15 protein-coding genes are annotated in these 15,729 nt (G+C 37.8%); 1 reads left to right on the forward strand and 14 read right to left on the reverse strand.

Annotated features, from left to right (window positions below; translation table 11 throughout):
• Positions 1–171: 171 nt before the first annotated feature.
• The 11 genes from I583_RS13100 to I583_RS13150 form a co-directional block, all read right to left on the reverse strand.
• The gene (locus tag I583_RS13100) at positions 172–468 is read right to left on the reverse strand and encodes a WXG100 family type VII secretion target (RefSeq protein ID WP_010761887.1); all 297 of its coding nucleotides are present in this window, start codon (positions 466–468) and stop codon (positions 172–174) included.
• 348 nt (positions 469–816) lie between these two features.
• Entirely contained in the window at positions 817–2,595 is a 1,779-nt protein-coding gene (locus tag I583_RS13105) for an oligopeptide ABC transporter substrate-binding protein (RefSeq protein WP_010761888.1), read from the reverse strand.
• 16 nt (positions 2,596–2,611) lie between these two features.
• Positions 2,612–3,517: an ABC transporter permease gene (locus I583_RS13110; protein ID WP_010761889.1), complete on the reverse strand. Its 906-nt coding sequence runs from the start codon at positions 3,515–3,517 to the stop codon at positions 2,612–2,614.
• 31 nt (positions 3,518–3,548) lie between these two features.
• Positions 3,549–4,511 carry an oligopeptide ABC transporter permease gene (gene opp4B, locus I583_RS13115; RefSeq protein WP_010761890.1) on the reverse strand — a complete coding sequence of 321 codons (963 nt, stop codon included), beginning with the start codon at positions 4,509–4,511 and terminating at the stop codon, positions 3,549–3,551.
• Positions 4,511–5,455, reverse strand: coding sequence for an ATP-binding cassette domain-containing protein (locus I583_RS13120; RefSeq protein ID WP_010761891.1), 945 nt, complete (start codon positions 5,453–5,455; stop codon positions 4,511–4,513). Before I583_RS13120 ends, opp4B begins: the two co-directional genes overlap by 1 nt.
• Positions 5,455–6,462: an ABC transporter ATP-binding protein gene (locus I583_RS13125; protein WP_010761892.1), complete on the reverse strand. Its 1,008-nt coding sequence runs from the start codon at positions 6,460–6,462 to the stop codon at positions 5,455–5,457. The genes I583_RS13120 and I583_RS13125 overlap by 1 nt, the downstream gene beginning before the upstream one ends.
• Before the next feature lie 260 nt (positions 6,463–6,722).
• On the reverse strand, positions 6,723–6,962 hold the full coding sequence (gene acpP / locus I583_RS13130) for an acyl carrier protein (protein WP_010761893.1): 240 nt from the start codon (positions 6,960–6,962) through the stop codon (positions 6,723–6,725).
• A gap of 143 nt (positions 6,963–7,105) precedes the next feature.
• Complete coding sequence (gene plsX / locus I583_RS13135; protein WP_010761894.1) at positions 7,106–8,104, reverse strand: phosphate acyltransferase PlsX; 999 nt, start codon at positions 8,102–8,104, stop codon at positions 7,106–7,108.
• Between the two features lie 322 nt (positions 8,105–8,426).
• Positions 8,427–10,481: an ATP-dependent DNA helicase RecG gene (recG, locus tag I583_RS13140; protein ID WP_081631814.1), complete on the reverse strand. Its 2,055-nt coding sequence runs from the start codon at positions 10,479–10,481 to the stop codon at positions 8,427–8,429.
• 85 nt (positions 10,482–10,566) lie between these two features.
• Positions 10,567–12,240: a DAK2 domain-containing protein gene (locus I583_RS13145; protein ID WP_010761896.1), complete on the reverse strand. Its 1,674-nt coding sequence runs from the start codon at positions 12,238–12,240 to the stop codon at positions 10,567–10,569.
• Between the two features lie 281 nt (positions 12,241–12,521).
• On the reverse strand, positions 12,522–12,884 hold the full coding sequence (locus I583_RS13150) for an Asp23/Gls24 family envelope stress response protein (RefSeq protein ID WP_010761897.1): 363 nt from the start codon (positions 12,882–12,884) through the stop codon (positions 12,522–12,524).
• Positions 12,885–13,150: 266 nt separating this feature from the next.
• On the opposite strand from I583_RS13150, the gene rpmB reads away from it, so the two are divergent.
• Positions 13,151–13,339, forward strand: coding sequence for a 50S ribosomal protein L28 (gene rpmB, locus I583_RS13155; RefSeq protein WP_010761898.1), 189 nt, complete (start codon positions 13,151–13,153; stop codon positions 13,337–13,339).
• A gap of 44 nt (positions 13,340–13,383) precedes the next feature.
• On the opposite strand, the gene I583_RS13160 is transcribed toward rpmB, so the two are convergent.
• The 3 genes from I583_RS13160 to rsgA are packed head-to-tail and all read right to left on the reverse strand — an operon-like array spanning position 13,384 to position 15,630.
• Positions 13,384–14,028 (reverse strand): thiamine diphosphokinase, encoded by a 645-nt coding sequence (locus I583_RS13160; protein ID WP_010761899.1) that lies wholly within the window; start codon positions 14,026–14,028, stop codon positions 13,384–13,386.
• Entirely contained in the window at positions 14,028–14,678 is a 651-nt protein-coding gene (gene rpe / locus I583_RS13165; protein ID WP_010761900.1) for a ribulose-phosphate 3-epimerase, read from the reverse strand. The genes I583_RS13160 and rpe overlap by 1 nt, the downstream gene beginning before the upstream one ends.
• A 52-nt stretch (positions 14,679–14,730) precedes the next feature.
• On the reverse strand, positions 14,731–15,630 hold the full coding sequence (gene rsgA / locus I583_RS13170) for a ribosome small subunit-dependent GTPase A (protein WP_010761901.1): 900 nt from the start codon (positions 15,628–15,630) through the stop codon (positions 14,731–14,733).
• Between the last annotated feature and the right edge of the window lie 99 nt (positions 15,631–15,729).

Below are 15,729 nucleotides of genomic sequence, written 5' to 3' on the forward strand. Positions count from 1 at the left end.
AGCTTTGCCTCATTTATTTTTTCTATTTTTCTTGAAACCTTCACTCCTAAGAGCTTTAGCTCTTAGGAAATGATGCGATTACAGCAAGGCGCAACGCTAGCTCTTGAAGCTAGATAATTAAAAAACGCCCGCGCAATGAATTGCACTGACGCTTTTTATTTCAAAATTAATTTAGTTTAAACCGAAAGAACTTGCATCTTGTTGGTCACGTTGTGCCACTGTATCAGCATACTTGTTCAATTGACTATTGATGCTGATCAATAATTCTTCCATTTTTTTAACGTTTCCTTCTAATTGGTTGTATTGTTCTAAATACGATTGAAACGCTTGACCTTTCCACTCTTGCGCGATTTGTTGATTCATAGAATTTACTTTACGAATCGCATCTTGGATTTGTTGTTGTGATTGTGTATATACCTTTGCTTGTGATTTCAGTTGCTCGGGTGTGACGGAAATTGCTCCTGCCATTATAATCTCTCCTAATCTATAATAAAATTGTTTACATAAATAGTATATCGGTCATTAAGTATGCTTGTCAACGTTTTTTAGAAATAAATTATTATTTAAAGCTAACGATTGGAGCCTAATTGATATTTTTGTTATTTTAATAGAATAAAAGTTATATTTATTTGTAAAATATTTTTATTAAACCAAAACAAACGTAATTCTTTTTAATACAATACTTTCATTTTGTTTTTTTTATAATAAAAATCTTTAGTTTGTTTCCCCCTCATAGACTAAGCCAACAAAAGTAAAAAGACACTTCCAAAAAATAATGGAAGTGTCTTTTTCAATTGCTCTCTTTTACTCAATAAATTAACGTTTTTCAGCTGTTAATTCAATGTCATAGAAGTCTCTTGTTTCTTCGTAATTCCAAGTAAATGATTTCACGCGATCATTAACTGGCATGATTTCATTACGGTATAATGTTGGAATAACTGGTGCTTGTTCAAACATATATTCTTGCCATGCATCATATGCTTCTTTACGTTTTGTATCATCAAATGAAGCTTTTGAATCGATTGCTTTCAATAGTTTATCATTTTCTTCTGAAGCAAAACGTGAGTAGTTGAATGCTGCGTTACGGCTGTATAATCCTGCTGGAGATGGTGCACTATTTACGCCCCAAGCAGCTTGGAATACATCGATTTCTGGATCATCGTTTTTGATTTTATCGTAGAATGCTTGGAAATCAATTAAACGACCAGTAGCTAATTTCACATCTAATCCAATTTCTTTCCATTGTTGTAGATAGTAATCAGCTAAAGGTTGAGCTGTTTCGCCACCTGCCATTGAGGCAAAGTTGATCGTTAATTTTTCACCCTTAGGATTTTCTCTAAGTCCATCGCCATCTGTATCTTTATAGCCCGCATCATCTAGAATTTTCTTCGCTTTATCTAGATCATATTGGTAGCCTTTAACATCTGTATTGTGTAATGTTTTGAAGATTGGTGGAATTAATGTTGTCGCACCAGTACGCAAACCATTATAGAATTTTTGTCCGATTGCATCATTATCCATCGCATAACCCATTGCTTGACGTAATTTCACATCAGCCATTTTTGCATCTGGATTCATGATCACTTCGCCTTTTTCTTTATCAAAAGTACCTAGTTTGAACCCAACATACGTATATGCTAACTCTTCACGACCTAACATTTGATAGCCTTCTGAATCTTTATATGTTGGGAAGTTATCTGTCGGCATTGAGTAAACCATGTCATATTTTTTCGCTTTCACCGCTTCAACGATTGAAGCAGTAGGCACGTTAGTAAATACAATTTTATCTAATTTAGGTTTTCCTTTGTAGTAATGTTCATTTGGTAAATATTCCACTGATTCACCTGTTACGATTTTACTCATGTAGTAAGGACCGTATGTTACAGGATTTTTGCGGACTGCATCACTTTTTTCTTGATCTTTGATCGGAATATCTTTAAAGATATGTTTCGGCATTGCGCTTGTATAAACGCCACCGTCTAATTGCAACATGCCTGGATTCATTTCTTTGTATGTTACTTCGATTGATTGGTCATCTACTTTTTTGATACCTGAAATAGTATCTGCTTTTCCATCATGGTATTCTTCCATTCCAACAATATTAGTAAAATTGTCATCATAGCGAATTCCTGTGTAGTCTTTATTCCCGATCACTTCATATGGATAAATCAAATCATCAGCAGTTACAGGTTCACCATCTGACCATTTAATATTTTCTTTCAGTGTGATTGTTGCTTTTTTATTATCAACATCTAAATCTAGCTTAGCAGCACCTTCATCTGTAATAACGAAATCTTCATCGTAGCTAAACAGCCCTTCATCAGAAGGTCTCATATAGTAATTATCATACGAGTCTTGATAGTATATTTTAGAAAATAGTCCTTTAAACTGAGTATCTGACGCAACTGCTACATCCAAAGTCCCGCCTTTGATTGCTTCTTTGTCATTTTTAACCTTCATTGTAAATTTGCTGATATCCTCAGTTTCTACATTCTTGTTGCCTGAATCTGATTTCTTACCTCCACCACATGCAGCCAATGTTACAGCTACCACTGCTGTCAGTGTAATTAAACCCAAAAGTTTTTTGCTCTTCACACTACTTCCTCCTCTTCTAACCTAAACGTTGTCTAGCATCTGCTGAACGTTTAAACGCTTGGCCAATATAATTTATACATAACATCATTACTAAAATCAGTACTGATGCAGGTACCCAGATCCATGTTTTATTTGCTAAAACATCGCCATTGCTGGCATATCCGATCAATGTTCCAAGACTCGGCACATTTGTCGGCAAACCAAATCCTAAGAACGTCAGTGTCGTTTCGATCCCGATATTTGCCGCAAAGTTGATTGTTAAGTTGGTGATGATCAATGAACTTAGATTCGGCATGATTTCTCGAAACATGATTTTAAAATCGCTGGTTCCTAACGTTTTTGAAGCACTCACATAGTCTCTACGAACCTCAGATAACGTTTTACTTCTAAACAGCCGCGCTTTGGCGACCCAGTAAAAGGCACTCATGATTCCTACAAAAGACCAAACATTATAATTCGGAATGATCGTAACAAATACGATGATGATCATCATGATCGGTAAAATCATGATAAAGTCAACCACACGCATCACAGCATTATCAAACATTCCGCCATAATATCCTGAAACAATACCGATTCCCACACCGATGATCGATGTTAGGATCGTGATTGCAAAACCGATGACAACAGAGTTACGAGCACCAATGATCAATTGACCAAGCACATCACGTCCGCCTTCGTCTGCTCCTAATATGAAGTTTCCACCAGGTTCAGCATATTTATCTAAAATACTAACTGTCATTACTTTGTCTTGATCAGTCAAAAGAGCACCGATAAAAACAACCAATAAAATGGCTACTAACAGTACAAGTGAGAAAATCGCTAATTTGTCTTTTTTGAATTCTCTTGCGATCATTCGAAATCCCATCGGTGGGATCGTTTCTGGTACAGCAACTGCTGCATTTTCTTTATTTTTATCCATCTCGTCTCTTCCTCTCCTTAAAATTGATTTTCTATTGAACCCGAATCCGTGGATCTACAAGACTCATTACGATATCTGAAATCAGATTTCCGACGAGCGTTGCAACTCCTAAAATCAATACTAAGGCTGTGATTACTGCATAATCACGTTGTCCGATCGAGTCGATAAATAATTTCCCAATTCCTGGATAACCAAAGATTTTTTCAATAACTACCGAACCACTGATTAAAGCTGTGATTTCGTAGCTAAGTTGAGAAACAATTGGTAAAGAAGCATTTCTGAAAATATGTCTTGTATACACTTTATTCGTCGGTACCCCTTTTGAACGCGCTGTCCGCACATAATCCAATGATTGAGAATCAATCACTTCATTACGCAAGTATTGGATCGTGATCGCTGTTCCAAGAAGTGCTTGAGAGAGTGCTGGTAAGATCAAATGATAGAATCGATCCCAAATATAAGCACCTGTCCCTGGCTCGACACCACTGGAAATCGACCCCGTTGTAGGAAACCAATCTAAACGGTAACCAAAAATAAACAGCATAACGAGGGCAAAAATAAATGGTGGTACTGCAAAACTGAAAAAGTTATAAATTACTACAAATTTGTCTAAAATAGAATTTTGATAGCGGCCTGATAAAACGCCTAATGGTAACGCGATCGCATACATAATCACAACTGTCACTAAGGACAAGAGAATCGTATTTATTGCACGGCTACCAATCAATGTTGATACTGGTAATTTGAAAATAAAGCTTTCACCAAAATCGCCATGGAAAACGTTGACGATCCAACGAACATATTGTGTTGTCCAAGGATCATTCAGCCCAGCTGATTCACGCATTTTCTCAATAACGGCAGGATCTGTATTTGGATTGATAAGTCCCGTAAAAGGATCCCCCGGCATCATTTTAGCTAACATGAAAATCAATACGCTTAAAATCAAGATTTGAGGAATCATAAAGAGTACACGGCGTAAAATCGTCTTCCACATTAGATTGCACCTCCATCTTTTAACGCTACTTGATGTGTATCACTAATTGTACGTAAGTCGTACACACGACCGTTTTGATCGTAATAATGTTTTTGATTCTCAATATATTCTTTTTCCACTTGACGACGTTGCGCTTTGTGCTCTTCACGATGCGCAACATCGATTTTAGGAATAGCTGATAATAAGCGTTTCGTATAAATATGTTGTGGGTTTGTATAAATATCTTGACGAGTCCCAATTTCCACAAATCGACCTTTGTACATAATCGCAATATTATCACACATATGTTTCACTACGCCTAAGTCATGGGAAATAAATAGATAGCTCAAGCCATATTCTTCTTGAATATTTTTCATAAAGTTCAATACTTGTGCTTGAACGGATAGATCCAAAGCAGAAACTGGTTCATCTGCAATGATCAGCTTAGGACTAGTTGCCACCGCTCTAGCAACACCTAAACGTTGACGCTGTCCGCCTGAAAATTCATGAGGGTATTTGTACAATGCATCTTCTGGCATCCCGACAATATCTAAAAGCCCTTTGACTTTTTTCTTTTCTTCTTGGTCGCTCAATCGTTCAAAATTACGAATCGGCTCAGCAATGATATCCAATACTCGTTTCTTTGGATTTAAGCTAGACATTGAATCTTGGAAAATCATTTGAACATCTTTATTGTATTTCATGGCTTTACGATTATGAGCTTTTGTCACATCTTTGTCTTGGTATATAATACTGCCGCTAGTCACTTTTTCTAACCCAATTATCGCTTTACCTGTAGTAGATTTACCAGAACCAGACTCACCAACCAAGCCGTACGTTTTACCTTTTTCGATAATAAAATCAACACCATCAACTGCCAGCACATGATCAGTCACTCGATTAAAGAAGCCGCTACGGATAGGATAATGAACTTTCAAGTCTTTGATTTGAATAATTTCTGCCATTATACTTCCTCCTGATCGTCTCTAAAATGGAAATGCTGATAACATGTACAGCGGACAAAATGACCCTCTGACACTTCATGTAATGTCGGCTCTGCTTCATGAGCATCCTCTGGAATCCAAGGAATTCTCGGCGCAAAGCGACAACCTTCTCTTGGTAACTTACTTAAGGAAGGAACCACACCTTCAATTACATGTAACTGACTATCATCTGAATTTTCTTGAGGGATAGATTGTAACAATGAGCGCGTGTATGGATGTTTTGGATTATTAAATAATTCTTCTGCAGTCGCAACTTCAACAAATTGACCTGCATACATCACTGCCACCTTATCTGCCATTTCAGCTACCACACCCAAATCATGGGTAATCAAAATGATTCCTGAGCCAGTTTCTTCTTGCAAGTCCTTGAGTAAATCTAAAATTTGCGCTTGAATCGTAACATCCAATGCCGTTGTCGGTTCATCTGCAATAATAATTGCTGGTTTACAAGCAATAGCGATCGCAATGATCACACGTTGGCGCATTCCTCCAGATAATTCATGAGGATACTGCTTTCCAACTCGTTCGGGATTAGGAATACCCACTTGTGTCAATAATTCGATTACTCGCGCTTGTTTTTGTTCTGCATTCATATCCGTATGATATGTTAAACTTTCTTTAATCTGATCTTCAATTCGCATCAATGGATTTAGTGCTGACAACGGGTCTTGAAAAATCATTCCGATATCATTACCACGGATTTTATTATATAATTGTTCGTTAAATGTAGTTAAATTTAAGTCCTTATAAAGGATTTCTCCAGTTACACGGGTATTATTTTCATCATGTAACCCAATAATCGTTGTGGCTAAAGTACTTTTCCCACAACCTGATTCACCCACGATCGCTAAAATTTCATTTCTTCCTAATTCAAATGATACATCATCAACAGCATCGTAGTATTCGTCTTTAATACGAAACCCTGTATGCAGATGCTGAACGTCTAACAATTGATTACCATCACTCACTTTAATACACTCCTTCTTGCTCAGTTAAATAGCCTATCACAACAGTAAAACTTATCAAAAAAACTCTGTTTTTTAATAATTATTTTTACTATACTCATTGTAATCGTTTTAAAAAAACTCATATTCTCATTGTAATCATATTTAAGCAATTGTATATAAAATTTGTAAAAATTGCAACATTTTGGTAATACATTTTTTCCCGAATAAGCAAAAAAGTAAGACAAAACAGGATTTGTTTTGCCTTACTTTTTCATTACAACTTATAAGTTATTCATAATATAATCCACAGCGGCACCAACTGTTTCAATTTGCTCTGCGTCTTCATCAGAAATTTCTGTACCAAACTCATCTTCCAGCTCTAAAACAAATTCCATTACACTAATTGAATCTGCATTCAAGTCATCTTTAATGTTTAATTGATCTGTCACTTTCTCAGCTTCAATATCAAAGTGGTTTGAGATAATCTTCGCTACTTTTTCAAGTACTTCTTCACGAGTCAACTGTATTCACCTCCACTGCTTTTGAACAGCGTTCCTCACTATTGAGTTAAACGCTATGATACATTGTACTCACAATTGATGGATTTGTCCATCTTTTTTTGCAAAACCATTACAATACGGTTGCAATCAGGTTGCGGAAACGACTATTCTTTCGTTTCATAATAGCTGACAAGTTGTGGTACAACTTCTGTTTTCAGCATAGTGTGAATTTGACGAATCGTATACCGAACAGCTTCTGGACCTGTTGATCCATGGGTTTTGATGACTGGTGCTTTTAATCCAAATAAAACAGCTCCTCCATGTTTGGAGTAATCCATTTCATCTTTCATTCCGCGTAATGCATTCTTTAAAAGTAACGCACCCATTTTTCCTTTAAATCCTTCTGCAAGAATCGAGGATTTTAGCAACCCCATCATGTTTGTGGCTGTTCCTTCAATTGATTTCAACACTGCATTTCCAGTGAAACCATCTGTTACCACAACATCCGCTGCTCCGCTTAGTAAATCACGCGCCTCTACATTTCCGATAAAATGAATGCTTTCTTCTGCTGAAAGCAACTCAAAAGCTTTTTTAGTCAATTCACTGCCCTTAGTTTCCTCCGCACCATTATTTAAAAGTGCCACACGAGGTTTTGTGATATTTCTAACTTTTTCAGCATAAAAAGAACCTAATACAGCATATTGAACAAGGTGCTCGGGTTTATTATCAGCATTCGCACCTAAATCTAACATATCAAACCCGCCATCCGCTTGGCCCATTACTGGTAAAGTCGACATCAAACCCGGGCGTTCAACATTTTTGATTCGTCCAACAATAAATAATCCAGCGGCTAGTAACGCACCTGTGTTACCCGCAGAAAAAATCGCATCGGCTTCACCATTTTTTACTGCTTGTGCAGCGAGTACCATAGAAGCTGTTTTCTTACGACGAATCGCCTTAACGGGCTCATCATCACTATTGATTTTTTCATCCGTATGGATAATCGTAATATTCGTTTCATTTGTTACATATTTTTTAATTTCATCTTCTTTTCCATAAAGTAAAAACTCAACCTCTGGAAAATCCTGTTTGGCTAACATCACGCCTTCAACAATTGCCTGTGGCGCATGATCGCCACCCATTGCATCAACTGCAATCTTCATAACATAGTCCCTCCTAGATAAATTACAATAAGTAGTATAACATATCGAAAAGCAAAACGAGACGTTTAGCTCTGTCTGAAAAATAGGGAATCATACTCGTGATGTTCTTTATCACGAATATAATTCATCTTTTTTCCGAAGAGCTGGCTCGTGCAGCTAGATCATCGAAAAGCGAAACGAGACGTTTAGCTCCGTCTGAAAAATAGGGAATCATACTCGTGATGTTCTTTATCACGAATATAATTCATCTTTTTTCCGAAGAGCTGGCTCGTGCAGCTAGATCATCGAAAAGCGATACATCTCTTCAGCCAGTTCCTTAACATTAATCAAAAAACTGCTGCTCATCATCATGAGGCTTAATTTTATCGGCAATACCTCTATACTCTGGTAAAATCCACCATTGCTCTTTTTTCCAAATAGCACTAGCTTCTTGGCGGGCAACTTCAAGAATATTGAAGTCTGTCACGATATCCCCTACAGCAAACTGTGGTACACCAGATTGTCTGGCACCAAACACTTCACCTGGACCACGTAATTCTAAATCTTTTTCACTTAACACAAAACCATTATTGGTTTCCGTCATTATTTTCATCCGTTCTACGCCCATTTCATTTTTAGGGTTAGCAACCAAGATACAATAAGATGCATCTGATCCCCGACCGACACGACCGCGAAGTTGATGTAGTTGTGCCAAACCAAAACGATCTGCATCCATGATCAACATGACCGTTGCATTAGGAACATTGACTCCAACTTCGATTACAGTAGTAGAAACTAACAGTTGTAAGTTATTTTCTTTAAACTCCTGCATGATTTCTTCTTTTTCTTGGTTTTTCATTTTTCCATGAAGTAAGCCAACTTGATAAGTAGGATTAAAGAAGGCTGACATATGCTCAAAGATCTCTGTCGCATTTTTTACATCTAGCGCTTCAGATTCTTCGATCAGCGGGCAAATCACATAGGCTTGATGTCCACGAGCTAATTCTTTTTCCATCCACTCTAAAACAGTATCTAATTGAGGAGGACGAATCCAGCGTGTTTCTATCGGAATACGGCCAGCCGGCATTTCATCAATGATCGAAACATCCATTTCACCAAAAGCTGTAATCGCTAATGTCCTTGGAATAGGTGTTGCCGTCATAAATAATACATCTGGCTTCAAGCCTTTTTCTCTTAAAATTCGGCGTTGATTTACACCAAATCGATGTTGTTCATCCGTAATCACTAAGCCTAATCTACTGAACAAGACATCTTCTTGAATCAAGGCGTGAGTCCCAATAATAATATCAATTTCACCTATCGCCAATTGTTCAAGAATCTCTCGTCGTTCCTTTGTTTTGGTCGACCCAGTTAATAGTGCTGTGCGTACTTCTAAGGGATCGTACAATTGTTGAAGACTTTCCATATGCTGTTGCGCCAAAATCTCTGTTGGCACCATTAAAGCGCCCTGAAAGCCAGCGGTCATCGTTGCATAAAGAGCAATTGCCGCAACAACTGTTTTCCCACTCCCTACATCGCCTTGTAATAAGCGTTGCATGTGATTTGGGCTCATTAAGTCCCGACAAATTTCGTTCGTTACTTTCTTTTGAGCTGCAGTCAATTCAAAAGGCAATTTCTGCGTAAAAGATTTTAAACGTTCCACATCATACTGAATGCTCAACCCATTTTTTTCTGCTTTTTCTTGTCTCTTCAACCCTTGCATCTTCAATTGAAACAAGAAGAACTCTTCAAAAACAACACGCCGCTTCGCTTGATGGCTTTCTTCTGGATTACTAGGAAAATGCATCGCAAACATTGCTGATTTTCTTGGCATCAACCGATACTTCTCTAACAGATCTTCTGGTAGAATTTCCGGAATCAGGGTACCATATTCTTCAAATCCAGTACGAATCAACTGAATCAAACTACTTTGTCGAACTTTTTTATTTACATGATAAATCGGAGCAAAATCTTCACCATCATTTTTTGCCGCTAAAATTTTCATGCCATTCAATGACTTACGTTTTGCATCCCATTTTCCGTACACTGCTATTTCTTCGGACATGACAATTTTGTCTTTTAAATAAGGCTGATTAAAGAAGGAAACATTGATCACTGCATGGTCTTGCATCATTCGAAACATCATTCGGCTTTTTTTATAGCCATAACGACTCACAACTGGCTCCGATACAACCAAACCTTTTAGTGTGACTTTTTCTTGATCTTGGATTTCATTTAGCTCTTTTTCTTGGATATCATCATATCGAAAAGGGTAATAAGATAACAAATCTTCAATTGTTTGAATGCCTAATTCTTTCAAGTTTTCGGCACGTTTTGGCCCTACTCCAGTCAAGACACCAATATCATCTGACAAGTTCACCACTCTTCCTCCTCTCATAAATAAATACGCATTTTACTCACTATTTGTTTATTTTCTATAGAAAAAGCCAAACAACAAGTGTCTGGCTTCGATAAGTCATTTATTATTCAGCTGAAAATAGGTACGGATAAACTGGTTGTCCACCTTCATGAAGTTCTGTTTCTAGTTCTTCGTATTCGGCAGTCAATGCTTCTACAAATTTGTCAGCTTCTTTCATTGTACCACCCTCACCAACAATGATCGTTACGATTTCTGTATCTTCATCGATCATGCGTTTTAGGGTATCCAATGATGCATTGAACATATCTGGTTCAGATACTACGATTTTACCGTCGATCATTCCTAGATAGTCATCTTTTTTGATTTCAACATTATCGATCGTTGTATCACGCACAGCTGTTGTTACCTGTCCGCTGACTACACTTTCGATCATTTCTGTCATAGTTGTTTTATTTTCTTCAAGCGTTTGTTGATCATTGAATGCAAGCATTGCTGTCATTCCTTGAGAGATCGTTTTTGTTGGGACAACCGCTACTGGAATATCAGCCACTTCTGCTGCCTGATCGGCTGCCATGAAGATATTTTTGTTGTTAGGTAAAATGATAACTTGGTCAGCATTCACTTCTTTAACAGCTTTCAAGATATCTTCAGTACTAGGATTCATTGTTTGACCGCCGCTAATAATATAGCTTGCACCAAGGCTGCGGAATAAATCTTGCACGCCTTCTCCTGCTGCAATTGCAATAACTGCATACGGAACACGTGCTTTTTTAACAACCGCGGCTTGAGCGTCATGCTCAACCAACGTTTCATGTTGTAAACGCATGTTATCTACTTTTATTTTCACTAATGAACCAAATTTTTGACCATAGTTCATCACTTCACCAGGATGTTCTGTATGCACATGAACTTTGATGATTTCATCGTCATTTACAACAAGTAACGAATCACCTAACTCATTTAAGTAGTTTCTAAATGTTTCATAATCGAAATCACTATCCACAGTTGGACCTTCACCGATTTGAACCATAATTTCTGTACAATAACCAAATTTGATATCTTCAGTCGCAACATGGCCGCTAACACCACGATGATGTTCAGCATTGACCATTTCGTCCATCTCACCTGGACTTGGCTCATAGATTTCTGTTGCTAAAAACTCACCAGATAATGCTTCTAAAAAACCTTCATAGATAAATAATAAGCCTTGACCACCACTGTCAACCACGCCAACTTCTTTTAACACAGGTAAAAGATCAGGTGTTTTAGCTAAAGCGCGTTTTGCACCTTTAACAACTGCTTCCATCACTTCGATACAGTCATCCGTTTCTTTTGCTTTACGTTCACCAGAACGAGCAGCTTCACGAGAAACAGTCAAAATCGTACCTTCTACTGGTTTCATTACTGCTTTATAAGCAGTCTCTACACCATGAGTAAACGCGGCTGCTAAATCTTTTGCATTCAACGTCTCAACATCTGGGATTTGCTTAGAAAAACCACGGAATAATTGCGATAAAATAACACCAGAGTTCCCTCTAGCGCCCATCAATAATCCTTTTGAAAGAATTGTTGTGAGTTCTCCGACTTTTTCAGAACGAGAATCGGCTACAGCCTTCGCCCCACTTGTCATAGATAAGTTCATATTTGTTCCTGTATCACCATCTGGTACAGGGAAAACATTCAATGAGTTGACATATTCTGCATTCACATGCAGACGACTCGCACCAGCCTGAACCATCTCTTGGAACTGACTTGCACTGATTTCTGTTACATTCACCTAAAAAATCCTCCTTTGAGATTCCTGTTGCATAGAAAAGCGAAACGAACCGCTTAGCCCTCGAACAACCGAGTAGGTACCTTTCTACATCAACTTATTTTTATTCGTTGTGTGTCAAGGCAATTAGTAAAATGCAGGAAAGATGCTTTTTGTCTTTTCGGCATTTTATCTATTTGTTGAGAGGTCTGGTTCGTGGAGCTAGATCAATAAAAAGTGGAACAATCACGTCCAGCCAAACTTCAAAAAAGTAAATCGCTAAATCATTGCTAACAGCTGGCTACCTAGTCAGGCAACACACGAACACCTTGCACAAATACGTTGACCGAATTAGCTGTCACACCTAATAGTGTTTCAAGGTTATATTTTACTTTTTCTTGCACATTACGAGAAACTTCTGAAATTTTTGTTCCATAGCTTACAATTGTATATACGTCGACCGCAACGCCATTTTCTTCTTGACGTACGACAACACCTTTAGAATAATTTTCTTTACGCAAAATGCCATTTAAATTATCTTTGATTTGGTTTTTACTAGCCATACCGACGATTCCGTAGATATCTGTCGCAGCACCGCCGACTACAGTGGCGATAACCTCATTGGTAATCTCAATGGTGCCTGCTGGTGTTTTGATTTTTACAGCCATTGATGAAAGCCTCCTTAAAGAGCACAATTGCCCTATTTTCTTCTATAATATTTTAACATAGCCGTACCTTAATGAAAAGGAACTTATCCAGATAATTATAGAGCGTCTCATCTATTTTACCAATAATTGTATAATTTACATCGTTTTATAGGAAATGTCAAACTGATTTGAAAATACCCTTGCAAAAAACTGCTTTCTATGATAAATTAAGTTAGTATGAGCTGAAAACTATCGCTCCGAGATCAAAGCAAAGGAGGAAACTAAAAATGGCAAAAGTATGTTATTTTACTGGTCGTAAGACAAGCAGCGGCAATAACCGCTCACATGCAATGAACGCTACTAAACGTACTGTTAAACCTAACTTGCAAAAAGTTCGTGTATTAATAGACGGTAAACCTAAAAAAGTTTGGGTGTCAACTCGTGCTTTGAAATCTGGTAAAATTGAGCGTGTTTAATAGAACGTAATCAAAAAGCTGAACGGCATGCCGTTCAGCTTTTTTTATTTATCATCGCAACTTTGGATCACAGCGATCATTCCTGTATCAAATGACAATCCAGCAGTATCTCCAACAAATTCATTGCTTGCATAAGAAGTAGGAATCGCAACGTCCACATGATCTAACGTATATTTACTTTCTGTTAACGTTAGATTTGTAACTGGTGTTAAACAACAGTACGCTAAATAATCCATCCTAGCTTCTTTTTTTACCACATATTCCCCTGGAAGATAATACGTGATACTATTTTGAAGATCTTTTACTTTTATTTGATGAGCAAACGCTTGAAAACGAGGTTCCAATGGCAACCACAGATTTGCTAAAAAATGATCCAAGCGACCGCCTGTTGCGCCTATGATCATAATCTCGGCTTCTGGAAACTTTTGGATTGCTAGGACCAAAGCAAGTTGCGTATCTGTATCATCTTTTTCTGCTTGTGCCTGAACCAGTTCTTTCGCTTGCTTTTGAACGACCTGTTGTTCATCAATCGTTAAAGAGTCAAAATCTCCCACTGCTAAATCCAAGGACCAGCCACGTTCCACAATATACAAACTTCCCCGATCAATCCCTATCAAGTAATCGAATGTTTCTGCTTTAAACTGCGGCCACTTATCTGGCGAACCGCCTGCCACAAGAAGAATTTTCATTAGTCTAGCACAGCTCTCAATGCCTCAATACGATCTTTAGGACTTTCCGAGTTATAGATGTAAGAACCCGCTACAAAAACATTAGCTCCTGCTTCTTTACAACGTTTGGCCGTCTCAGGAACGATTCCTCCATCTACTTCAATGTCATACGTATAGCCTTTTGTTTCCTTCCATTCTTTTAATTGAGCAATTTTATCCAAGGAACTTTCAATGAACGATTGTCCGCCAAATCCTGGGTTCACTGTCATGATCAAGACCTGATCAACTAAATCAAGAACGTACTCAATAGCTGACAGAGGTGTCCCAGGATTGATCACTACACCAGATTTTACACCAGATGCTTTGATCATTTGAACAGCACGATGGATATGAGGCGTCGACTCTGCATGGACAGTGATAATATCCGCACCAGCCTTAGCAAATGCTTCAATGTAGTTTTCTGGTTGAACGATCATCAAATGAACATCCAGCGGTAATTTCGTCACTGGTCGAATCGCTGAAACTACGTTAGGCCCTAAGGTGATATTCGGGACAAATTGGCCATCCATCACATCTACATGAATATAGTCAGCTCCTAATTTTTCGACTAATTGAATATCTCTTTCTAAATTGGCAAAATCGGCACTTAAAATCGATGGTGCTAGTTTCATTAAAAACACTCCTTTAATTTTTATAAGCTCATCCTTAGATGGTTGGTATTTTCTATTTTTTCTTATAAATTGGTCTGCGATTTTCTATTTCTAGTAAAAATTGCAAGTAATCATCGTAACGTGTTTGAGCAATCGTTCCAGTTTCCACACGCTTTTTCACCTCACAACCAGGTTCTTTACGGTGCATGCATTCACGAAACTTGCATGATGAGGAAGCTTCTACAAATTCTGGAAATTGTTTTGGTAACTCTGTTGTCTCCATCTCTAAAAAGTCGATTGAGCTAAAGCCTGGTGTATCTGCCACTAGGCCATCATACAAAGGTAACAATTCTACATGACGTGTGGTATGTTTTCCTCGGCCCAATGATTCCGAAATTTCATCGGTCGCCAATTGTAAATCCGGAGAAATTCTATTTAATAACGTTGATTTCCCTGCACCTGATTGCCCCATAAAAACAGTCAAACGTTCTGGAAAATACTGCTCTAAAGCTCGAACTGCTTCTTCATCGTTCGCTTTCGTTGCAGCAATTACAGGATATCCGATCTCTTCATAAACCTTTTTGACATCTGCCACGCTGACTGATTCAGTTCCAATCAGCAAATCAACTTTCGTCAAATAAATGATTGGGGCTATTCCTTTGTCTTCTAATGTGACTAAAAAGCGATCCATTAAATTGTATGAAAAATTGGGTTCAACCATGCTCATAACAATCACACCTTGATCCACGTTTGCTACTGGTGGACGCACCAATTCGTTATGTCTAGGATACACTTCAAGCAAGTAACCATCGGTTGGATTATCGCTTTCAAACATGACTTCATCGCCAACTAATGGCGTGATTTTTCGATTTCGAAAATTCCCGCGAGCTCTTGTTTGAAAAGTTGCGCCATCTGCATAAATGTAGTAAAAACCACTTAACGCTTTTCTGATTTGACCTTTCAGAAATGCCACCTCCTCGTTTCTATTGGTTCCATTTTACCATAGGTTGAAGAAAAGCTAAATGCAGAGCTAGATAAATCGCTTTTTCACATAAAAAAAGTGATTAAGACG

It is taken from the genome of Enterococcus haemoperoxidus ATCC BAA-382 (assembly GCF_000407165.1).
GTDB classification, from domain to species: domain Bacteria; phylum Bacillota; class Bacilli; order Lactobacillales; family Enterococcaceae; genus Enterococcus_L; species Enterococcus_L haemoperoxidus.